The 19,819-nt window shown below is 67.5% G+C and carries 21 protein-coding genes and 1 riboswitch; of the genes, 11 read left to right on the top strand and 10 right to left on the bottom strand.

Annotation, left to right across the window (positions count from 1 at the left end; translation table 11 throughout):
* The 3 genes from tolQ to H0X95_RS33815 form a co-directional block, all read right to left on the bottom strand.
* On the bottom strand, positions 1–678 hold the full coding sequence (gene tolQ / locus H0X95_RS33825) for a protein TolQ (protein ID WP_006484959.1): 678 nt from the start codon (positions 676–678) through the stop codon (positions 1–3).
* A 144-nt stretch (positions 679–822) separates the two neighbouring features.
* Positions 823–1,308, bottom strand: a complete 486-nt coding sequence (gene ybgC, locus H0X95_RS33820) for a tol-pal system-associated acyl-CoA thioesterase (protein WP_034200954.1) — start codon at positions 1,306–1,308, stop codon at positions 823–825.
* Positions 1,309–1,406: 98 nt separating this feature from the next.
* Complete coding sequence (locus H0X95_RS33815) at positions 1,407–2,153, bottom strand: SDR family NAD(P)-dependent oxidoreductase (protein WP_006497456.1); 747 nt, start codon at positions 2,151–2,153, stop codon at positions 1,407–1,409.
* 180 nt (positions 2,154–2,333) lie between these two features.
* A riboswitch (ZMP/ZTP riboswitch) is annotated at positions 2,334–2,434 on the top strand.
* A 137-nt stretch (positions 2,435–2,571) separates the two neighbouring features.
* Between H0X95_RS33815 and glyA the strand changes: the two genes are divergently transcribed.
* The 3 genes from glyA (at position 2,572) to H0X95_RS36335 (ending at position 4,630) form a co-directional block, all read left to right on the top strand.
* Entirely contained in the window at positions 2,572–3,819 is a 1,248-nt protein-coding gene (gene glyA, locus H0X95_RS33810) for a serine hydroxymethyltransferase (RefSeq protein WP_006485003.1), read from the top strand.
* Between the two features lie 6 nt (positions 3,820–3,825).
* On the top strand, positions 3,826–4,305 hold the full coding sequence (nrdR, locus tag H0X95_RS33805; RefSeq protein WP_006476792.1) for a transcriptional regulator NrdR: 480 nt from the start codon (positions 3,826–3,828) through the stop codon (positions 4,303–4,305).
* 184 nt (positions 4,306–4,489) lie between these two features.
* On the top strand, positions 4,490–4,630 hold the full coding sequence (locus H0X95_RS36335; RefSeq protein ID WP_244108299.1) for a prepilin-type N-terminal cleavage/methylation domain-containing protein: 141 nt from the start codon (positions 4,490–4,492) through the stop codon (positions 4,628–4,630).
* A gap of 198 nt (positions 4,631–4,828) precedes the next feature.
* Here H0X95_RS36335 and H0X95_RS33795 read toward each other — a convergent pair whose 3' ends face one another.
* The 3 genes from H0X95_RS33795 to H0X95_RS33785 form a co-directional block, all read right to left on the bottom strand.
* Positions 4,829–5,272, bottom strand: a complete 444-nt coding sequence (locus H0X95_RS33795) for a DUF3318 domain-containing protein (RefSeq protein WP_006484985.1) — start codon at positions 5,270–5,272, stop codon at positions 4,829–4,831.
* Between the two features lie 43 nt (positions 5,273–5,315).
* On the bottom strand, positions 5,316–5,705 hold the full coding sequence (locus H0X95_RS33790; RefSeq protein ID WP_006476790.1) for a phage holin family protein: 390 nt from the start codon (positions 5,703–5,705) through the stop codon (positions 5,316–5,318).
* Positions 5,706–5,824: 119 nt separating this feature from the next.
* On the bottom strand, positions 5,825–6,127 hold the full coding sequence (locus tag H0X95_RS33785) for a DUF883 family protein (protein WP_006494044.1): 303 nt from the start codon (positions 6,125–6,127) through the stop codon (positions 5,825–5,827).
* Between the two features lie 318 nt (positions 6,128–6,445).
* On the opposite strand from H0X95_RS33785, the gene H0X95_RS33780 reads away from it, so the two are divergent.
* A complete protein-coding gene (locus H0X95_RS33780; RefSeq protein WP_006476788.1) occupies positions 6,446–7,084 on the top strand; it encodes a peroxiredoxin in 639 nt (212 codons plus the stop codon).
* A 125-nt stretch (positions 7,085–7,209) separates the two neighbouring features.
* Here H0X95_RS33780 and H0X95_RS33775 read toward each other — a convergent pair whose 3' ends face one another.
* Positions 7,210–8,397, bottom strand: a complete 1,188-nt coding sequence (locus tag H0X95_RS33775; protein ID WP_006484906.1) for an acyl-CoA dehydrogenase — start codon at positions 8,395–8,397, stop codon at positions 7,210–7,212.
* A gap of 113 nt (positions 8,398–8,510) precedes the next feature.
* Here H0X95_RS33775 and H0X95_RS33770 point away from each other — a divergent pair, with 113 nt between their 5' ends.
* Both H0X95_RS33770 and H0X95_RS33765 read left to right on the top strand, forming a co-directional pair.
* Entirely contained in the window at positions 8,511–9,302 is a 792-nt protein-coding gene (locus tag H0X95_RS33770; protein ID WP_077019966.1) for an IclR family transcriptional regulator, read from the top strand.
* Between the two features lie 140 nt (positions 9,303–9,442).
* Positions 9,443–9,853 (top strand): GFA family protein, encoded by a 411-nt coding sequence (locus H0X95_RS33765; protein WP_077055914.1) that lies wholly within the window; start codon positions 9,443–9,445, stop codon positions 9,851–9,853.
* 191 nt (positions 9,854–10,044) lie between these two features.
* Here H0X95_RS33765 and H0X95_RS33760 read toward each other — a convergent pair whose 3' ends face one another.
* Complete coding sequence (locus H0X95_RS33760) at positions 10,045–10,848, bottom strand: EAL domain-containing protein (protein ID WP_006484944.1); 804 nt, start codon at positions 10,846–10,848, stop codon at positions 10,045–10,047.
* Positions 10,849–11,201: 353 nt separating this feature from the next.
* On the opposite strand from H0X95_RS33760, the gene H0X95_RS33755 reads away from it, so the two are divergent.
* From H0X95_RS33755 to fahA, 5 genes are read left to right on the top strand one after another with little or no spacing between them, the layout of a single operon-like run.
* Positions 11,202–12,863, top strand: coding sequence for an FAD-dependent oxidoreductase (locus tag H0X95_RS33755; protein ID WP_077055913.1), 1,662 nt, complete (start codon positions 11,202–11,204; stop codon positions 12,861–12,863).
* A 27-nt stretch (positions 12,864–12,890) separates the two neighbouring features.
* Positions 12,891–13,121 carry a DUF2783 domain-containing protein gene (locus H0X95_RS33750; RefSeq protein ID WP_006484941.1) on the top strand — a complete coding sequence of 77 codons (231 nt, stop codon included), beginning with the start codon at positions 12,891–12,893 and terminating at the stop codon, positions 13,119–13,121.
* Positions 13,118–14,479 carry an MFS transporter gene (locus H0X95_RS33745; RefSeq protein WP_109341723.1) on the top strand — a complete coding sequence of 454 codons (1,362 nt, stop codon included), beginning with the start codon at positions 13,118–13,120 and terminating at the stop codon, positions 14,477–14,479. The genes H0X95_RS33750 and H0X95_RS33745 overlap by 4 nt, the downstream gene beginning before the upstream one ends.
* Positions 14,480–14,494: 15 nt before the next feature.
* Complete coding sequence (gene hmgA / locus H0X95_RS33740; protein WP_077019968.1) at positions 14,495–15,829, top strand: homogentisate 1,2-dioxygenase; 1,335 nt, start codon at positions 14,495–14,497, stop codon at positions 15,827–15,829.
* Entirely contained in the window at positions 15,826–17,127 is a 1,302-nt protein-coding gene (gene fahA, locus H0X95_RS33735) for a fumarylacetoacetase (protein ID WP_196446376.1), read from the top strand. Before hmgA ends, fahA begins: the two co-directional genes overlap by 4 nt.
* A 258-nt stretch (positions 17,128–17,385) precedes the next feature.
* Here fahA and H0X95_RS33730 read toward each other — a convergent pair whose 3' ends face one another.
* On the bottom strand, positions 17,386–18,546 hold the full coding sequence (locus tag H0X95_RS33730) for an MFS transporter (protein WP_196446375.1): 1,161 nt from the start codon (positions 18,544–18,546) through the stop codon (positions 17,386–17,388).
* Positions 18,547–18,639: 93 nt separating this feature from the next.
* Positions 18,640–19,809: an MFS transporter gene (locus H0X95_RS33725; RefSeq protein WP_196446374.1), complete on the bottom strand. Its 1,170-nt coding sequence runs from the start codon at positions 19,807–19,809 to the stop codon at positions 18,640–18,642.
* Positions 19,810–19,819: the final 10 nt, after the last annotated feature.

Here is a 19,819-nt window from a genome sequence, read left to right as displayed (position 1 = left end):
TTACTGGGCCTGACGCTGCAGGATGTTCGAGAACTCTTCGATGAAGGTCTCGAAACGGATCGCGAGGCGGTCGATGTCGTGCGCGTAGCGGTTGTATGCGACCACCGCGGGAATCGCGGCGAACAGGCCGATCGCGGTGGCGACGAGCGCCTCGGCGATGCCCGGCGCGACGTTCGCGAGCGTGGCCTGCTGCACGTTCGCGAGGCCGCGGAACGAGTTCATGATCCCCCAGACCGTGCCGAACAGACCGATGTACGGGCTGACCGAGCCGACCGACGCGAGGAACGCGAGGTTGGCTTCGAGCACGTCCATTTCACGCTGGAACGATGCGCGCATCGCGCGGCGGGCACCGTCGAGCACGAGGCCCGGATCGCTGAGGCGCTTTTCCTTCGCCTTCAGGAATTCGCGCATCCCCGATTCGAAGATCCGCTCGAGCGCGCCGATCGTGTGGCGATTGTTCGCCGCGCTCTGATACAGCGCCTGCAGGTCGCCGCCCGACCAGAAATCCTTCTCGAAGCGTTCGGTCTGCGCGCGTGCGCGGCGGATCGCGAACCACTTGCGGAAGATGAAGGTCCACGACATCAGCGACAGCAACAGCAGCAGTCCCATCACGGCCTGGGCCAGCACGCTCGCGTTGAGGACGAGGGAAATGATCGACAGGTCTTGAGAAGTGTTCATAGAGGTTTGAGTAACGTCCCTTCGGGGGTGCCCGGCAAGGGTGTCCGGCGTGCGTGCGGCGCGGCGCGCCGGCCATGCCTGACGCCGAACCTTGCTTAGTATCGAATCAGAACGGCAAGTTCATAGGCTTTGTCTAAACGGCGCTCATGCGCGCTTCGTTGACAATACAGTCTGCCCGGCGTCGATGACGGGCCCGCGTTGCAGCGCGTCGAGCACGGCCGGCGGGATGGCCGCGGGCCGGATGCCGTGACGGTCGACGCAGCCGAGGCGGATGTGCCCCGCCACGAGCAGCGTGTCGCCACACCAGGCCTCCTGCGTGAATTCCACCGACGCGCGGCCGATGCGTCCGGGCCGGCTCGTGATCGTCAGCGTGTCGTCGAGTCGCGCCGGCGCGCGGTAGTCGAGCGACGTGCTGCGCACGATGAAGATCGCACCGGTATCGTCGGCGAGCTGGCGCTGGTCGACGCCGCATGCGCGAAGCCACTCGGTGCGCGCGCGCTCGAAGAACTTCAGGTAGTTGGCATAGAAGACGATGCCGCCTGCATCGGTATCCTCGTAGTACACGCGCACCGGCCAGGTAAAGCCGGAGGGCGCTTCCGGGGAGCGGGTAGGCTGAGTCATGGCGCGCATTCTACCGGAAGGCAAAGACCCGATTCGTAACCGATTCGTAACGGAATGTAGTGCGTCGTGGCACACCGCGGGCCGGCCCGGGGCCGGCCCGCGGGGTTTCAGCCGCGGTGGACGGTCGGGCCGCCGGGCGCCTGCGCGATCGGCATCAGCTCGATCGTGTTGACGTTGACGTAGGCCGGGCGCGTCGCGATCCAGTAGATCGTATCGGCGATGTCCTCGGGCATCAGCGGCTGGACATTGTTGTAGACGTTCGCCGCCTTCGCGTCGTCGCCGCGATAGCGGACGTTCGAGAACTCGGTGCCGCCGCACAGGCCGGGCTCGATGTCGGTGACGCGCAACGGCGTGCCGAGCAGGTCGGCGCGCAGGTTCAGGCTGAATTGCCTGACGAAGGCCTTGGTTGCGCCGTAGACGTTCCCGCCCGCATAAGGGTACGAACCCGCAACCGAGCCGATATTGAAGATATGACCGCGACCGCGCTCGACCATGCCGGGCAGCAGCGCGTGCGTGACGGTGACGAGGCCCGCGCAGTTCGTGTCGATCATCGTCCGCCATTCGTCGAGGCTGGCCTTGTGGGCCGGCTCGACGCCGAGTGCGAGGCCGGCGTTGTTGACCAGTACGTCGAGCGCCGCGAATTCGGCGGGAAGGGCGGCCGGCACGGCCTCGACGGCCGCGCGGTCGCGCACGTCGAGCTCGAGCGGCAGAAGGGCGTCGCCGAGTTCGGCGGCGAGCGCATCGAGACGATCCTTGCGGCGCGCGGTCGCGACGACGCGATGGCCTCCCTTGACGAAGGCTCGGGAGATGGCGGCGCCGAAGCCGGCGGACGCGCCTGTGACGAACACGATCATTGCTGCTCCTGGTCGGTAACGTGATAGCGGGTGGAATCCCGCAAGCCTACTGAGAATGCCGCACCGCGGCAAGGCGGCAAAGCGTTTCGGCACGGGCGCGTAGAGTCCGGCCCCAATTGATTCGGGCGCACTGCCGTGCGGTTGCCTATTCATGACGCATCCAATACACTAATGTGCTCATCACCCCTGCGTGACTGGCGATAGAACCCTTCGGGTTCAAGGTGGAGCATCCCACCGTGAAGCGCGGGGCGCCGTTTTTGCCGTTCGCCTGGGCAGCCGTTGTGCGCCGTCGCGTGCATCGCCGGTGGCTGTCCTGCCTCGCGTCATACGGATTCCTCCGCCACGTCGAGCTGGTCCCGCCAGCAGCGCACCGTACTCGGCCACTCCGGTCAACCTGTACACACTTAACGGAAACCGTATGTTTGACAGAGCCCAAAGCACCATCGCGAACGTCGATCCCGAAATCTTTGCAGCGATCGAGCAGGAAAACCGCCGCCAGGAAGATCACATCGAGCTGATCGCGTCGGAAAACTACACGAGCCCGGCCGTGATGGCCGCGCAGGGCTCGCAGCTCACGAACAAGTACGCGGAAGGGTATCCGGGCAAGCGCTACTACGGCGGTTGCGAGTACGTGGACGTGGTCGAGCAGCTGGCGATCGACCGCGTGAAGCAGCTGTTCGGCGCGGAAGCGGCGAACGTGCAGCCGAATTCGGGTTCGCAGGCGAACCAGGGCGTGTTCTTCGCGATGCTCAAGCCGGGCGACACGATCATGGGCATGAGCCTCGCGCACGGCGGCCACCTGACGCACGGCTCGCCGGTGAACATGTCGGGCAAGTGGTTCAACGTGGTGAGCTACGGCCTGAACGAGAACGAAGACATCGACTACGACGCGGCCGAGAAGCTGGCGAACGAACACAAGCCGAAGCTGATCGTCGCGGGCGCATCGGCATTCGCGCTGAAGATCGATTTCGAGCGTCTGGCGAAGATCGCGAAGTCGGTCGGTGCATACCTGATGGTCGACATGGCGCACTACGCAGGCCTGATCGCGGCGGGCGTGTACCCGAACCCGGTGCCGCACGCGGATTTCGTGACGACGACGACGCACAAGAGCCTGCGCGGCCCGCGCGGCGGCGTGATCCTGATGAAGGCGGAATACGAGAAGCCGATCAACTCGGCGATCTTCCCGGGGATCCAGGGCGGCCCGCTGATGCACGTGATCGCGGCGAAGGCGGTGGCGTTCAAGGAAGCGCTGTCGCCGGAGTTCAAGGAATATCAGCAGAAGGTGGTCGAGAACGCACGCGTGCTGGCCGAAACATTGGTCAAGCGCGGGCTGCGGATCGTGTCGGGCCGTACGGAAAGCCACGTGATGCTGGTGGACCTGCGCGCGAAGCACATCACGGGCAAGGCGGCGGAAGCGGCGCTCGGCGCGGCGCACATCACGGTGAACAAGAACGCGATTCCGAACGACCCGGAAAAGCCGTTCGTGACGAGCGGCATCCGTCTCGGCTCGCCGGCGATGACGACGCGTGGCTTCGGGCCGGCGGAAGCCGAGCAGGTGGGCAACCTGATCGCCGACGTGCTGGAGAACCCGGAAGACGCAGCGACGATCGAGCGCGTGCGCGCGCAGGTCGCCGAGCTGACCAAGCGTTTCCCGGTCTATCGCTGATCGCCGATGCGCTGCCCGTTCTGCCGGCATGACGACACGCAGGTCGTTGACTCGCGCGTGTCCGAGGATGGCGCCGCGATCCGGCGGCGCCGTCGCTGCTCGGCTTGCGACAAGCGCTTCACGACGTACGAGCGGGTCGAGTTGTCCCTGCCGTTCGTCGTGAAGAAGGACGGCAGCCGCACGGAATTCGACCGTCGCAAGATCGTCGCGAGCATGCAACTCGCACTGCGCAAGCGGCCGGTTGCAGCCGACGCGATCGACGCGGCGGTCGCCCGCATCGAATATCAACTGCTCGCCACCGGCGAGCGTGAGGTGCGTAGCGAGAAGCTGGGCGAGCTCGTGATGAACGAGTTGCGTGGCCTCGATACGATCGCCTATGTCCGCTTTGCATCGGTGTATCGCCGGTTCGAGGACGTTTCCGAATTTGCCGACGTGATCGAAGAGTTCCGTCGCGCCTCCCCCGCCAAGACTCCACGTAAGCGCTGACGCGCTGCGTCCGTTTATCGTCTGCTCCATTGGTTCGATTCGCGCCGATTGTGTCGGTCGCGATCGCATGTCGCCTCGGCCGTTAGGCAAATGGCGCACGTTTGCACGCGCCGCTACAGTCGTCGCATCACCGTGGCGGAGGACGATTGCGATGGAACGGGGCGCTCGACCCTTGAAGAATGTGGTGCAACGATCGTGCGGATTCACGCTCGTCGAGTTGATGGTCGCCATGTCGCTCGCGGTGCTCGACATGGCGCCGCCCCCTGCGTTGTCGGACGCGCTCGCGCACGCGCCGCCGGACGGCGACGGTTCGCCGGTGAGCTAGGAACTGACGGCGACGCCGCTCGACACCGGGCCGATGCGCGACGATGCATGCGGCACGTTCACGCTGCGCTCGGACGGAACGAAAGGCAATGCAGGAAGCGATGGCGCCGACGAACCGGGTGCTGCGTGCTGGGGCGTGCGCTGAGCTCGCAAGAAAGGCGCGCAGCGGCGCATGGCCGTGCGCGCGGAGTGCCGACGATCAGTCGTCGTGTGCGTCGAGCCCGCGCTCGTCGCGGGACTGCTTCCAGATCCGGTAGACCTCCCATGCGGCGAAGCCGAGCGTGCCCCACTTCAACGCGGGGCCCGCGCTCGCGCGCAGCAGCGAGCGAACGGGCTTCGCCAGCACGAGCGACGCGAGCGAACTCAGCATCGGATACTGGTTGACGAGCTGGCCGAGGCTTGCGTTCAGGTTCTTGGCCGACTGGCCGAACTTGTGCGAGGACAGGCCGGGGATGAACACCTTGAGCCAACTGAAGCGCGTGACGGCCTGACGCATTTCGGCGGCGGCTTCCGCGAGTTCGAGCCGCTCGACTTCGGATCGCAGGATCAGCAATTCCTTGCGGAGCGCGCGGTGCTGCGACGCACTCCAGTGCGATCGCGACGAATGGGAGCGGGATGGATTGCCCGTGATGTTCTGGCTCATGGCGCGTCGGCGAAGTAGGTGAGAGGGATGAGCGCGAGGGCGTTCACGGCTTGCCGCGGAACAGGTCGCGGTCTTTCTCGAGTTCGGCGAGCGTCGCCTCGAACACGGTCGGCGCGTCGCGCAGGCCCGAACGCGCCTTCAGCGCGCATACGATGCCGCCAACGGCATACAGTGCGGTGATCGCGGCGAGCGCCTGCCAGCGGTAGGTATCCCAGAACGCGATCGCGATCAGCACGGTCAGGCTGATGAGCGCCATCGTCGCGAGCATCATCGCGGCGAGACCGAGGAACAGCACGCCCATCAGGCGCTCCTTCTCCTCGGCAAGCTCGATGCCCACCAGTTCGAGGCGCGTCTGCAGAAGGCCGATGGCGGAGCCGACGAGGCGGCGCAGCGGTCCTTGACCGGACGGCTGCGAGTGGGTGTCTGTCGTCATGGATGAGGTGCTTGCGCGTGCAGTGAGCAGCTAGGACAAAGCCGACCGGCGCAGACCGGCAGGCTTCGACGCCCGCGGGCCGCACATGCGGCCTGCGGGACGAAACGGCGCAGAGCGCGTTACTTGCGGTTGATCAGCAGGCCGATCAGCACGCCGACGCCGGCGGCCACGCCGATCGACGTCCACGGGTGCTCGTGCACGTAGTCGTCGGTCGCGCGCGCGGCCTTCTTGCCTTTCTCGACCACCACGACCTGGACGTCGGCTGCCTTTTCCTTGGCCTGCTTGAGGCGCGACATGGCCTTCTCGCGCAGCTCGGCCGCACGGTCGCCCGTGCTGCTCGCAGCTTGCTTGAGCAGATCTTCGGCGTCCGAGAGAACGGTTTTGATATCCGACATCAGTTTCTCCTTGTTGATTTCCGACATTGCAACTCCCTTCGTGCTGTCATGCTGCAGGTTCACATCGTAGCGAAACCCCTGCCTGCTGGCGAGCCGGGAAGACACACGGCGGCAGCGCAAGACTGCATGGTAAACGACTTGTAATCATGAACAGAGCGGCAAACGGGTTGAAAAGTTTCCTCTCCAGCCCGCCGTCCTGCCACGACGCCGGGTAAAAATGACAAAAAAGTATGAATATCAAACGGAATAATCGTTCGCACGGCCCATTGCTTCCCGTAAGCTGATGGACTGCCCCGCGCTGTCCAGCGCGCGGTTTCAACCAGCATCGTTCGAGGAGGGAACATCATGAGTCTGCGTCTTGGCGACATCGCACCGGATTTCGAGCAGGAATCGAGCCTGGGCACGATCAAGTTTCACGAGTGGCTCGGCAACAGCTGGGGTGTCCTGTTCTCCCATCCGGCCGACTACACGCCGGTGTGCACGACCGAACTCGGGCTGACCTCGAAGCTGAAGGGCGAATTCGAGAAACGCAACGTGAAGGTGATCGCGCTGTCGGTCGACGGCGTCGAATCGCACAAGGGCTGGATCAACGACATCAACGAAACGCAGTCGACGGTCGTGGGCTTCCCGATCATCGCCGACGCGGACCGCAAGGTGTCGCAGCTGTACGACATGATTCACCCGAACGCGAACGAAACGCTGACGGTGCGTTCGCTGTTCGTGATCGACCCGAACAAGAAGGTCCGGCTCACGATCACCTATCCGGCCAGCACGGGGCGCAACTTCGACGAAGTGCTGCGCGTGATCGATTCGCTGCAACTGACCGACAATTACAAGGTCGCGACGCCCGGCAACTGGAAGGATGGCGACGACGTCGTGATCGTCCCGTCGCTGCAGGATCCGGAAGAACTGAAGAAGCGCTTCCCGAAGGGCTTCAACGCGGTGCGTCCGTATCTGCGCCTGACGCCGCAGCCGAACAAGTAAGCATCGGCGGCCCGCAGCCGCGGCTCCGCTGAAAAAAGCCCGCCCGGCAGCGATGCCGGGCGGGCTTTTTCCTTGGCGGCGTGCGCGTGCGCGGCAACGCTGCCGCGTGCGTCATGGCCGGATCATCAGAAGAATGCCTGGATGCCCGTCTGCGCGCGGCCGAGGATCAGCGCGTGGATGTCGTGCGTGCCTTCGTACGTATTGACCACCTCGAGGTTCACGAGGTGGCGCGCGACGCCGAATTCGTCGGAGATGCCGTTGCCGCCGAGCATGTCGCGCGCGAGGCGGGCGATGTCGAGCGCCTTGCCGCACGAGTTGCGCTTCATGATCGACGTGATCTCGACGGCGGCCGTGCCTTCGTCCTTCATCCGGCCGAGGCGCAGCACGCCTTGCAGGCCGAGCGTGATTTCGGTCTGCATGTCGGCGAGCTTCTTCTGGATCAGCTGGTTCGCGGCGAGCGGCCGGCCGAACTGCTGGCGGTCGAGCACGTACTGGCGCGCGGTGTGCCAGCAGGACTCGGCGGCGCCGAGCGCACCCCACGCGATCCCGTAGCGCGCCGAGTTCAGGCACGTGAACGGGCCGCGCAGGCCGCTCACGTTCGGCATCAGGTTCTCGTCCGGCACGAACACCTCGTCGAGGACGATCTCGCCGGTGATCGAGGCGCGCAGCCCGACCTTGCCGTGGATCGCCGGCGCCGACAGGCCCTTCCAGCCCTTCTCGAGGATGAAGCCGCGGATCGCGTCCTTGCCGTTCTCTTCGAGCTTCGCCCAGACGACGAACACGTCGGCGATCGGCGAGTTGGTGATCCACATCTTCGCGCCGGACAGCGAATAGCCGCCGGGCACCTTCTTCGCGCGCGTGACCATGCTGCCGGGATCGGAGCCGTGGTTCGGCTCGGTCAGGCCGAAGCAGCCGATCCATTCGCCGCTCGCGAGCTTCGGCAGGTATTTCTGCTTTTGCGCGTCCGAGCCGAATTCGAAGATCGGCACCATCACGAGCGACGACTGCACGGACATCATCGACCGGTAGCCGGAATCGACGCGCTCGACTTCGCGCGCGATCAGCCCGTAGCTCACGTAGTTGAGGCCGGGGCCGCCGTATTCCTCGGGAATCGTCGGGCCGAGTAGGCCGACCTCGCCCATCTCGCGAAAGATGGCCGCGTCGGTGCGTTCGTGGCGGAACGCTTCGGTGACGCGCGGCGCGAGCTTGTCCTGTGCGTACGCCTGCGCGGCATCGCGAACCATCCGCTCTTCCTCGGTCAGTTGCTGGTCGAGCAGCAGCGGATCGTCCCAATGAAAAGTTGCAGCACTCATCGTCTCATCTCCTGTTGGTCCGGTCTTCGAGCCGGCCCCGTGTCAAAGTTTGCTTGACTCGCGTTCCGCTGTGCGGAACAATGTTTTGCAAATCGAACCCAGTGTAGCACCGGATGACACTTTCAACCATCGACGAAACCACGATCGACGAGCGCAAGTTCGTCGTCGCGCTCGCGCGCGGGCTCGACCTGCTGCGCGCCTTCCGCCCCGGCGAGACGATGCTGGGCAATCGCGATTTCGCGGAACGCACGGGGCTGCCGAAGGCGACGGTGAACCGGCTCGCCTATACGCTGACCGTGCTCGGCTATCTGCGCTACGACGAGACGCTCGGCAAGTATGCGCTGGACGCCGGCGTGCTGTCGCTCGGCTACGCGCTGCTGTCGGGCTCCGGGACGATCGATCTCGCGCGGCCGCACATGCAGGCGCTCGCGCGGGAGATCGGCGCGGCCGTGTCGCTCGGCTGCCGCGACGGGCTCGACATGATCTATCTGGAGACGATCCGCAGCGAGACCGCCTTGACGCTCGGGCTCGCGCCCGGTTCGCGGCTGTCGATGCTGACGAGCTCGATGGGGCGCGCGTACCTGGCCGTGCAGCCGGAGGACGTGCGCCGCGCGCTCTATGCCGAGCTGCACCGTGCGGCCGGCGGCGCGGCCGACGCCGATGCGCTCGTCGCCGCCGCGCAGCAGGCGGTGGCCGAATTTTCGGCGGGCGGGTGCTGTTATTCGTTCCGTGCGTGGCACATGGACGTGAACGCGGCGGCCGTGCCGTTTCGCGAGCCGCGCGAGGGACGCTGGCTGATCCTGAGCTGCAGCGGCCCGGCGTCGTCGATGGACGAGGGCGTGTTTCGCACGCAGGTCGGGCCGCAACTGAAGGCGCTCGCGCAGCGGCTCGGCCAGACGGTCTGAGCCACGCGTGCGTGCGGCTGTTGCCGCCGCGCGGCAATCGGCTCGTGCGCGGCGGATGCAGAGGCGGCGCGGTGGCGTATTGTGCGATGGGCGAACCGCGCTCATCATCGTTCGCCTGCTTACCGACGACGAGGTCTGCGATGGCGCACCCCGAACCGATGGAAGGCGGATGCGCGTGCGGCGCGATCCGCTACCGTATCGCCGACGTTCCGACCGATGCCGGCTTCTGCCACTGCCGGCTCTGTCAGCGCACGACCGGCGCGGCGGTCGTCGCGTCGGCAACGGTGCCGATCGACGCGTTCGAATACCTGCAGGGCGAACCGACCGTCTACGCGTCGAGCGCATGGGGCGAGCGGCGTTTCTGCGGCCGTTGCGGCGCGCAACTCGAATACCGGCGCGCTGACGCGCCGCAGACGGTCGAGATCAACTACGCGACGCTCGACGAACCGTCGCGGTTGCGTCCGGCGTGGCACGTCTGGTATCGGGATCGTTTGCCGGGTGTCGAGATCAGCGACGATTTGCCGAAGTACGACGACGGTGGAAGAGAATAGGCGGCTCATCCGCGCCGATACACCGGTGTCGATCGCGCGCGCAAGCACGGCCGATCTTTCTGCGTGAACGAACAGCGAACCGGCCGGCGTCGAGCGACGCCGCGTGCTGAAACCCGCTTCCCGAAGCAGCACGACTCCGGAATCCGCGATCCGGCGCGCCGCTCCCCGCGCGCGCCTTCCCCGCGAATCGCTCAGGCCGTCACGACCTTCGCGAACACCGGCCCCTGCATGAACCGCACGTCGTGCTGGCGCAGCAGCTCGCACTGCGTCTCGTCGACGACGCCGTCGAAGATCAGCGGGATCCGCACGCGCTGCGCATAGGCGACGAGCGCCTTGACCATCCCGTCGCGCAACGCGATGCCCGCATCCATCTTGATGTAGTCGGGGCGCGCCATGTCCGATTCGACCGCGAGGATGCGGCCCGGGTCCGGCAGCTTGTCCGCGACCTTGAAACCGTGATGCTGGTAGCTGCGCGTCAGGTAGCCGAGGAACGTCTTGTGGGCGACCGCGACCGCCGGCAGCTCGATCACGATCCGCTCGGGCGGCAGCCCGAAGCGCTGCAGCACCGACGAGAAATGCTTGCCGTGGTCGTACTTCACGCTCTTGAGCAGCCGCTCGTGCACGCGCAGGAACAGCAGCCCGTGGCGTTGCGCGCCGAAGAAATTGATCGCATGCAGCGCGCGCGACAGGCGGTCGATCGCGACCAGCGTCTGGTCGTCGACGGCCGCGTCGACCGGATCGTGCTGCGCCCCCGTGACCAGTGTGACGGCCTGGAAGCCGAGCTCGTCGCCGTAGCGCTCGATCGCGTCGGCGAACGACGTCGATTGCGGCGCGCCCGGCATCGTCACGTCGTAGATCGGCTCGTACGCACTGGCGAGCGTGCGCTCGGGCAGATTCGCGCACGCGGTGCCGCCTTCGGCTAGCGCGAGGTGTTCCCGCAGATACGGCAGTTGCCCGGCACGGCTGACCAGCTCGGGGATGGTAGGCGGAATCATCGGCGTGAGAAGGAAAAATGGCGGCCGAAAGGGCCGCCTCATGACTTGATATTAGCAGCGCGCGCCGCGCTCGGCTTGGCGTTTCACTCATATGGTTATCCCGTCCTCGCGCCAACGCCTAGGGTTTACGTTGATTTTACTATTCGTAATTGGTTTTACTATTCGTAAATCCAAGAATTTGTCGCCGATCAAGAAATGCGGCATGCGGGCGCCGCGAAACGGCGCCGTTCACGAATCAACAGGAAGCAAGGAGCGAGACGTGGCGGTTGACAGGACAGGCGGGCGGGCGCGCCGGCAGGAGACGGACAGGACGACGGGCGCGGCGGTGCGCGCACGGCGGGGTTGACGCGCGGATGGCGACCATGAGCATCGATTACCAGACGCTGAAGTTCGAGTACCGCGCCCGCGCGCACGACGCGGCCGTCCACCCGGTGATCGTCGTCGGCGCGGGCCCGGTCGGCCTTGCGGCCGCGATCGACCTCGCGCAACAGGGCGTGCCGGTCGTGCTGCTCGACGACGACGACACGTTGTCGACCGGCTCGCGCGCGATCTGCTTCGCGAAGCGCACGCTGGAGATCTTCGACCGGCTCGGCTGCGGCGAGCGCTTCGTCGACAAGGGCGTGAGCTGGCACGTCGGCAAGGTGTTCCTGCAGGACGAGCAGCTTTACGCATTCGACCTGCTGCCCGAGGAAGGGCATGCGCGCCCGGCGTTCATCAACCTGCAGCAGTACTACGTCGAAGGCTATCTGGCCGACCGCGCGTTCGAGCTGCCGAACATCGACATCCGCTGGAAGCACAAGGTGACGGGCATCGACCAGTCGGCCGAACATGCGGTGCTGACGATCGAGACGCCGGACGGCGTCGCGACGCTGCGCGCGCAGTACGTGATCGCGGCCGACGGTTCGCGCAGCCCGATGCGCACGATGATGGGCCTCGAGAGCCGCGGCCGCACCTTCAAGGACCGCTTCCTGATCGCCGACGTGAAGATGAAGGCGGAGTTTCCGACCGAGCGCTGGTTCTGGTTCGACCCGCCGTTTCACCGCAACCAGTCGGTGCTGCTGCACCGCCAGCCGGACAACGTGTGGCGCATCGACTTCCAGCTCGGCTGGGATGCCGATCCGGTCGCCGAGAAGCAGCCGGAGCGCGTGATCCCGCGTGTGCGCGCGCTGCTCGGGCCGGACGTCGAGTTCGAGCTCGAGTGGGTGAGCGTCTATACGTTCCGCTGCCAGCGGATGGAGACGTTCCGGCACGGCCGCGTGCTGTTCGCGGGCGACTCCGCGCACGGCGTGTCGCCGTTCGGCGCGCGCGGCGCGAACAGCGGCGTGCAGGACGCGGACAACCTCGCGTGGAAGCTGAAGCTGGTGCTCGACGGCCGCGCACACGACCGCCTGCTCGATACGTATGCGAGCGAGCGCGAGTTCGCGGCCGACGAGAACATCCGCAATTCGACGCGCTCGACCGACTTCATCACGCCGAAAAGCGCGGTGTCGCGCGTGTTCCGCGATGCGACGCTGAAGCTCGCGCGCGACTGCGAGTTCGCGCGCAAGCTGGTGAACAGCGGGCGCCTGTCGGTGCCGGCCGTGCTGGCCGATTCGCCGCTCAACACGCCGGACCGCGGCGGCGACGCATTCGCGTGCGCGATGCGGCCGGGCGCGGCGGCGGCCGATGCGCCGGTGCGTGCGCAGGGTGTGCCGGGCTGGCTGCTGCAGCATCTGCGCGACGGTTTCACCGGCGTGCTGTTCGGATTGCCGGGCGATGCGGCCGCGCTGGCGCAGGCCGTCGACGGGCTCGCGCTGCCGGTGCGTCCCGTGCTCGTCGTGCCGGCCGGGCACGCGCAGCCGGTGGCCGGCGTCGACGTCGTGGAGGACGTCGACGGGCTCGCCGCGCGGCGCTACGACGCGCAGCCTGGCACGTTCTACCTGCTGCGTCCCGACCAGCACGTCTGCGCCCGCACGCGCACGCTCGACCGTCAGGCGATTGCCGACGCACTGGCGCGCGCGACCTGCGCACGCTGATACGACCAAGATACCGGAGACACCGTCATGCCCTCACTCGACACCCGCCCGCGCCTGGCCGATCCCGACGCGTTCTACGAAGCGCTGATCGACATGCATCGCGACCTGTCCGACGCCGACAGCCAGCTCGTCAACGCGAAGCTGATCCTGTTGCTCGCGAACCAGGTCGGCGACGCCGACGTGCTGCGCGAAGCGATGGCGCTCGCACGCCAGGGCGTGACGCCGCCCGTGCATCCGGCCGCCGAGGTGGCGCAATGAGCGCGGCGCCGGCCGACGCGCGCGTGCTCGAAGTCGAGCGCGTGATCGACGAGACTCGTCGCCCGGGGTTTCACTGGATGCTGCTCGCGCTGTGCGGGCTGTGCCTCGTGATCGACGGTTTCGATGCGCAGGCGATGGGCTACGTCGCGCCGAGCGTGATCGCCGAATGGGGCGTGCCGAAGCAGGCGCTCGGGCCCGTGTTCAGCGCGAGCCTGTTCGGGATGCTGCTCGGCGCGCTCGGGCTGTCGGTGCTCGCCGACCGGATCGGGCGGCGCCCGGTGCTGATCGGCTCGACGCTGTTCTTCGCGGTGACGATGCTCGCGACGCCGTTCGCGGGCTCGATCCCCGTGCTGATGGCGTTGCGCTTCGTCACGGGGCTCGGCCTCGGCTGCATCATGCCGAACGCGATGGCGCTGGTCGGCGAGTTCAGCCCGGCCGCGCATCGCGTGAAGCGGATGATGATCGTGTCGTGCGGCTTCACGCTCGGCGCGGCGATCGGCGGCTTCATCAGCGCGGCGCTGATTCCGGCGCTCGGCTGGCGTTCGGTGTTCTTCGTCGGCGGCGCGGTGCCGCTCGTGCTGACGATCGCGATGGTCGCGCGGCTGCCGGAGTCGCTGCAGTTCCTGGTGCTGAAAGGGCGTGTCGCGCAGGCGCGCGACTGGCTCGCGCGGTTCGCGCCGGAAGCCGGCATCGATGCGAACACGCGGCTCGTCGTGCGCGAACGCGCGGCAAGCGGCGCGCCGGTCGCCGAGCTGTTCCGCCATGGCCGCCTGCCGGTCACGCTGCTGCTGTGGTCGATCAGCTTCATGAACCTGATCGACCTGTACTTCCTGTCGAACTGGCTGCCGACTGTGATGCGCGACGCCGGCTATTCGCCGGGCACCGCGGTGATCGTCGGCACGGTGCTGCAGACGGGCGGCGTGATCGGCACGCTGTCGCTCGGCTGGTTCATCGAACGTTACGGCTTCGTGCGCGTGCTGTTCGCGTGCTTCGCGTGCGCGGCCGTGTCGGTGGGGCTGATCGGCTCGGTCGCGCATGCGCTGCCGTGGCTGCTGGTCGTCGTGTTCGCGGGCGGGTTCTGCGTGGTCGGCGGGCAGCCGGCCGTGAACGCGCTCGCGGGCCAGTATTACCCGACGTCGCTGCGCTCGACGGGCATCGGCTGGAGCCTCGGCATCGGTCGGATCGGCTCGGTGCTCGGGCCGCTCGTCGGCGGACAACTGATTGCGCTCAACTGGTCGAACGGCGCGCTGTTCCATGCGGCCGCGGTGCCCGTGCTGTGCTCGGCGCTGTTCGTGCTGGGCCTCGCAGGCGTCACGCGGCGCAGCGGCGCGCAGGCGCCGAACGCCGTGATGAATTGATGGAGAAAGGAAACGATGACGCTTGACCTGTCGAAACCGGCAACCGCCGGCTACCTGAGCGGTTTCGCGAACGAATTCGCGACCGAGGCACTGCCCGGCGCGCTGCCGCACGGCCGCAACTCGCCGCAGCGCGCGCCGTACGGGCTGTACGCGGAGCAGCTGTCGGGCACCGCGTTCACCGCGCCGCGCGGCCACAACCGCCGCTCGTGGCTGTACCGGATTCGCCCGGCCGCCGTGCACCGGCCGTTCGAGCCGTATGCTGGCCCGCAGCGGCTCGTGTCGGAGTTCGGCGATTCGGCCGACGTGCCGCCGACGCCGCCGAACCAGTTGCGCTGGGATCCGCTGCCGATGCCGGTCGAGCCGACCGATTTCGTCGACGGCCTCGTGACGATGGCCGGCAACGGGTCGGCCGCCGCGATGAACGGTTGCGCGATCCACCTGTATGCGGCGAACCGCTCGATGCAGGACCGCTTCTTCTACAGCGCCGACGGCGAGCTGCTGATCGTGCCGCAGCAGGGGCGCCTGTTCATCGCGACCGAATTCGGCCGGCTCGACGTCGAGCCGTTCGAGATCGCGGTGATCCCGCGCGGCGTGCGTTTTGCCGTCGCGCTGCCGGACGGCGACGCGCGCGGCTATATCTGCGAGAACTTCGGTGCGTTGCTGCGCCTGCCGGATCTCGGCCCGATCGGCTCGAACGGGCTCGCGAACCCGCGCGACTTCCTGACGCCGCAGGCCGCCTACGAAGACCGCGAAGGCGCGTTCGAGCTGATCGCGAAGCTGAACGGGCGCCTCTGGCGCGCGGACATCGGCCATTCGCCGCTCGACGTCGTCGCGTGGCACGGCAACTACGCGCCATACAAATACGACCTGCGCCTGTTCAACACGATCGGCTCGATCAGCTTCGATCATCCCGATCCGTCGATTTTCCTCGTGCTGCAGGCGCAGAGCGACACGCCGGGCGTCGACACGATCGACTTCGTGATCTTCCCGCCGCGCTGGCTCGCGGCCGAGGATACGTTCCGCCCGCCGTGGTTCCACCGCAACGTCGCGAGCGAGTTCATGGGCCTCGTGCACGGCGCGTACGACGCGAAGGCCGAGGGCTTCGTGCCGGGCGGCGCGAGTTTGCACAACTGCATGTCGGGCCACGGACCCGATGCGGACACGTTCGAGAAGGCGTCCGCGAGCGACACGACGAAGCCGCACAAGGTCGACGCGACGATGGCGTTCATGTTCGAAACCCGCACGCTGATCCGGCCGACGCGCTACGCGCTCGACACCGCGCAGCTGCAGGCCGATTACTTCGAATGCTGGCAAGGCATCAAGAAACACTTCAATCCGGAGCAACGATGAGCGACACCCAAGACTGGCGCGCGACGCTCGACCCGGCTCGCAAGAGCTGGATCGAGACCGCGAACGATCCCGCCTGCGATTTCCCGATCCAGAACCTGCCGTTCGGCATCTTCAGCGATGCGAAGGGCGCGCGCCGCCCGGGCGTCGCGCTGGGCGACCAGATCGTCGATCTCGCGGCGCTCGCGCGTGCGGGCCTCGTCACGCTGCCGGCCGGCGCCGACGTGTTCGCCGCGCCGACGCTCAATGCGTTCATCGCGCTCGGCCGCGACGCGTGGCGCAGCGTGCGCGTGCAGCTGTCGGCGCTGCTCTCGCGTGACGACGCGACACTGCGTGACGATGCGGCGCTGCGCGCGCAGGTGCTCGTCGCGCAGCGCGACGCGACGCTGCATCTGCCGGTCGAGATTCCCGGCTACACCGATTTCTATTCGTCGAAGGAACACGCGACCAACGTCGGCTCGATGTTCCGCGATCCGAAGAATGCGCTGCTGCCGAACTGGTCGGAGATGCCGATCGGCTACAACGGCCGCGCGTCGTCGGTGGTCGTGAGCGGCACGCCGGTGCGGCGCCCGAACGGGCAACTGAAGCTGCCCGACCAGGAGCGCCCGGTGTTCGGCGCGTGCCGCAAGCTCGACATCGAACTGGAAACGGGCTTCATCGTCGGCAAGGGCAACGCGCTCGGCGAGCCGATCGCGTGCGAGGACGCGGAAGCGCATATCTTCGGGATGGTGCTGCTGAACGACTGGAGCGCGCGCGACATCCAGCAGTGGGAATACGTACCGCTCGGCCCGTTCAACTCGAAGGGGTTCGCAACGACGATCTCGCCGTGGATCGTCACGCTCGATGCGCTCGAACCGTTCCGCGTCGCGCAGCCCGAGCAGTCGCCGCAGCCGCTCGCGTATCTGCGGCATGCGGGCAAGCATGCGTTCGACATCGCGCTGGAAGTGACGCTGCGCGCCGAAGGGGCGGCCGAGGCCACGTCGATCTGCCGCACGAACTTCAGGCACATGTACTGGACGATGGCGCAGCAGCTCGCGCATCACACGGTCGCCGGCTGCAACACGCGCGTGGGCGACCTGATGGGTTCGGGCACGATCAGCGGGCCGACGAAGGATTCGTTCGGCAGCCTGCTCGAACTGACGTGGAACGGCAAGGAGCCGGTCGCGCTGAACGGCGGCGGCAGCCGCACGTTCATCGAGGACGGCGACGAGCTGACGCTCGCCGGCTGGTGCCAGGGCGATGGGTATCGCGTCGGCTTCGGCACGTGTGCGGGCAGGATCTTGCCGGCGCGGAGTGCGTGACGGATCGCGGCGCGAAACGTTACGCGTAGATCACGCGTAGTCCGGAAGGACAGGGCGGTCCGCATTGCGCGGGCCGTTTTTCGTTTACCGGAGGAGGGGGCGCGAGCGGCCCGATGCGTATCGGTGCATGATGCCGCGCGCCAACGCCAACGCCAACGCCAACGCCAACGCCAACGCCAACGCCAACGCCAACGCCAACGCCGACGCCGACGCCAACGCCGACGCCGACGCCGACGCCGACGCCGACGCCGATCGGCGTCAGACCGCGCGTTGTACTGCGGCGCGCCGCTCCCACAACGCCGCCGCGACGAACGCGGCGACGCAAGCGACCAGCACGCCGACCAGCGCATTGCTGCCCAGTTGCTCCATCAACGCGCCCGCCACCAGCGGGCCGCCGAAGCTCGCGGCGCTCCACGACGCCGACACGAGCGAACTCGCGGTGACGAGCGCCGCGCCGCGGAAACGTTCGCCGCACGCGACGAGCGACAGCGTATAGATGCTGCCGGCCGCCGCGCCGAGCACGAACAGCAGCGGCCAGCACAGCCACGGATTCGCGATCACGAACGGCAGCAGCGGCAGGCCGGCCAGCACGATCCAGCCGGCGCCGAGGTGCACGCGCTCGCGGCCGAGCTTGTCCGCGAGCCAGCCGATCGGGAACTGCATCGCGGTATCGCCGAACAGCATGATCGACGCGAGCAGCACGGCGGTCGCGCTCGCGACGCCGTGATCCATCGCGTAGAGCGGCAGCAGCGACAGCGCGAGCGTATCGAACAGCGCGAAGAAGCCGGTGCCGATGATCAGCGCGGGCATGCGCGGCAGCACGTCGAGCCAGCGGCCGTGTACTTCGTGATGCGCGTCGTCGCCGGCGAGCGGCGCACGGCGGATCGTCGCGAGCGTCGGCAGCGCGAGCAGGAACAGCGCGCCGCACAGCGCGAAGCGGATGTGCGTCGCGCCGGCGATCTGGCTGACGAGCACCGGGCCGGCCATCTGGAACAGCGTGAAATTGGTCGCGTAGATCGCGACGACGCGCCCGCGCGTCGCATCGTCGGCGAGCTGGTTGACCCACGCTTCGCCGATCGTGAACAGCAGCATCAGCGCGGCGCCGCACAGCACGCGCAGCACGCCCCACAGGATCAGGTTCGACGTGAACTGCATCAGCGCGGTGGCGGCTGCGAGCAGCACGACCGACACGACGATCGCGCGGCGCGCGCCGATGTGCCGCGCGAGCGCGGTGACGAACGGGACGATCGCGAGGCCGCCGAGGGCCTGCGCGGCCGTCAGCATGCCGACGACGTTGGTGCCGTGTCCGGCTTCGGTGAGCGCGAGTGCGGTCAGCGGCAGCGTGGCGCCGGTCCCGAGGCCGACGACCGCGACGCTCAGGATCAGCGCGAGGAAATCGCGATTGAGAATGGCTTTCATCGGCCGCGATGCTACACCGCGACCGGTGAAAGGTCCATGAAGGCCGTCACGTTCGAATGGAGTTGCGTACGCAACGATCGCGGCAGGGCCGCGTCACACGTATTCGGTCGGCACGGCCACCGGGCGGCGTTCGAGCGACGCGGACCACAGCGTGAGCGCGAGCGCGGCGACCGCCATCGCGACGCCGACCCACGGCAGGCTCACGAGCGACACGCCCGAGCCGATCGCCATCCCGCCGAGCCATGCGCCGGTCGCGTTGCCGAGGTTGAACGCGCCCTGGTTCAGCGTCGACGCGAGGTTCGGCGCGTCGCTCGCGCGGTCGACGATCATGATCTGCAGCGGCGGCACGATCGCGAACGCGAGGATGCCCCACACGAAGATCGTCGCGAGCGCGGCGAACGGCAGATGCATCGTGCCCGCGAACAGCGCGAGGACGATGCCGATCAGCGCGAGCGTCGCGATCAGCGACGGCATCCGCCGCCAGTCGGCGAGCTTGCCGCCCAGCGTGCCGCCGACCGTCAGGCCGAGGCCGAACAGCAGCAGCACGTAGGTGACCTGGCGCGGCGAGAAGCCCGTCACGTCCTGGAGGATCGGCGTGATGTACGTGAACACGCTGAACAGGCTCGCGGACGCGAGCACGCTGATGCCGAGCACCATCAGCACCTGCGGGTGCTTCAGCACGCTGAATTCGCGCGTGATGCTGGTATCGGGCATCGCGAGGTTTTTCGGCAGGCACACCGCGAGCGCGGCGGCCGCGGCGATGCCGATGCTGGTGACGGCCCAGAACGTCGCGCGCCAGCCGAACGCCTGGCCGAGTGCGGTGCCGAGCGGCACGCCGAGCACGTTCGCGAGCGTGAGCCCGGTGAACATCAGCGCGATCGCCTGCGCGCGGCGGTTCGGCGCGACGAGGTTGCTGGCCACCACCGAGCCGATGCCGAAGAACGCACCGTGGCAGAACGCGGTGACGACGCGCGCGGCCATCAGCACCGCATAGCCGGGCGCGATCGCGCAGAACAGGTTGCCGGCGATGAACAGCCCGATCAGGGCCATCAGCGCACGCTTGCGCGGCATCTTCGCGGTGACGATCGCGAGGATCGGCGCGCCGATCGTCACGCCGAGCGCGTAGCCCGACACGAGCATCCCGGCGGCCGGGATCGACACGCCGAGGTCGCGCGCGACATTGGGCAGCAGGCCCATGATCACGAATTCGGTGGTACCGATTCCAAATGCGGCGACGGCAAGGGCGAAAAGAGGCAGGGGCATCGCGGTAGGC

Origin of the sequence: Burkholderia sp. 9779_493 (assembly GCF_015712215.1) — a bacterium.
GTDB lineage: Bacteria > Pseudomonadota > Gammaproteobacteria > Burkholderiales > Burkholderiaceae > Burkholderia > Burkholderia cenocepacia.
Note: the sequence above shows the minus strand (reverse complement) of the source record. Positions and strands in the feature narration are given on the sequence as shown.

Coding starts and splice junctions, on each gene's coding strand:
- H0X95_RS33765 (WP_077055914.1), top strand. CDS start 9,443: ATGGCGCACCCCGAACCGATGGAAGGCGGATGCGCGTGCGGCGCGATC.
- H0X95_RS33775 (WP_006484906.1), bottom strand. CDS start 8,397: ATGAGTGCTGCAACTTTTCATTGGGACGATCCGCTGCTGCTCGACCAG.
- ybgC (WP_034200954.1), bottom strand. CDS start 1,308: ATGCGCGCCATGACTCAGCCTACCCGCTCCCCGGAAGCGCCCTCCGGC.
- glyA (WP_006485003.1), top strand. CDS start 2,572: ATGTTTGACAGAGCCCAAAGCACCATCGCGAACGTCGATCCCGAAATC.
- H0X95_RS33755 (WP_077055913.1), top strand. CDS start 11,202: ATGGCGACCATGAGCATCGATTACCAGACGCTGAAGTTCGAGTACCGC.
- H0X95_RS33725 (WP_196446374.1), bottom strand. CDS start 19,809: ATGCCCCTGCCTCTTTTCGCCCTTGCCGTCGCCGCATTTGGAATCGGT.
- H0X95_RS33795 (WP_006484985.1), bottom strand. CDS start 5,272: ATGAGCCAGAACATCACGGGCAATCCATCCCGCTCCCATTCGTCGCGA.
- hmgA (WP_077019968.1), top strand. CDS start 14,495: ATGACGCTTGACCTGTCGAAACCGGCAACCGCCGGCTACCTGAGCGGT.
- H0X95_RS33760 (WP_006484944.1), bottom strand. CDS start 10,848: ATGATTCCGCCTACCATCCCCGAGCTGGTCAGCCGTGCCGGGCAACTG.
- H0X95_RS33770 (WP_077019966.1), top strand. CDS start 8,511: ATGACACTTTCAACCATCGACGAAACCACGATCGACGAGCGCAAGTTC.
- tolQ (WP_006484959.1), bottom strand. CDS start 678: ATGAACACTTCTCAAGACCTGTCGATCATTTCCCTCGTCCTCAACGCG.
- H0X95_RS33780 (WP_006476788.1), top strand. CDS start 6,446: ATGAGTCTGCGTCTTGGCGACATCGCACCGGATTTCGAGCAGGAATCG.
- H0X95_RS33745 (WP_109341723.1), top strand. CDS start 13,118: ATGAGCGCGGCGCCGGCCGACGCGCGCGTGCTCGAAGTCGAGCGCGTG.
- H0X95_RS33750 (WP_006484941.1), top strand. CDS start 12,891: ATGCCCTCACTCGACACCCGCCCGCGCCTGGCCGATCCCGACGCGTTC.
- H0X95_RS33730 (WP_196446375.1), bottom strand. CDS start 18,546: ATGAAAGCCATTCTCAATCGCGATTTCCTCGCGCTGATCCTGAGCGTC.
- H0X95_RS33785 (WP_006494044.1), bottom strand. CDS start 6,127: ATGTCGGAAATCAACAAGGAGAAACTGATGTCGGATATCAAAACCGTT.
- fahA (WP_196446376.1), top strand. CDS start 15,826: ATGAGCGACACCCAAGACTGGCGCGCGACGCTCGACCCGGCTCGCAAG.
- H0X95_RS33790 (WP_006476790.1), bottom strand. CDS start 5,705: ATGACGACAGACACCCACTCGCAGCCGTCCGGTCAAGGACCGCTGCGC.
- nrdR (WP_006476792.1), top strand. CDS start 3,826: ATGCGCTGCCCGTTCTGCCGGCATGACGACACGCAGGTCGTTGACTCG.
- H0X95_RS33815 (WP_006497456.1), bottom strand. CDS start 2,153: ATGATCGTGTTCGTCACAGGCGCGTCCGCCGGCTTCGGCGCCGCCATC.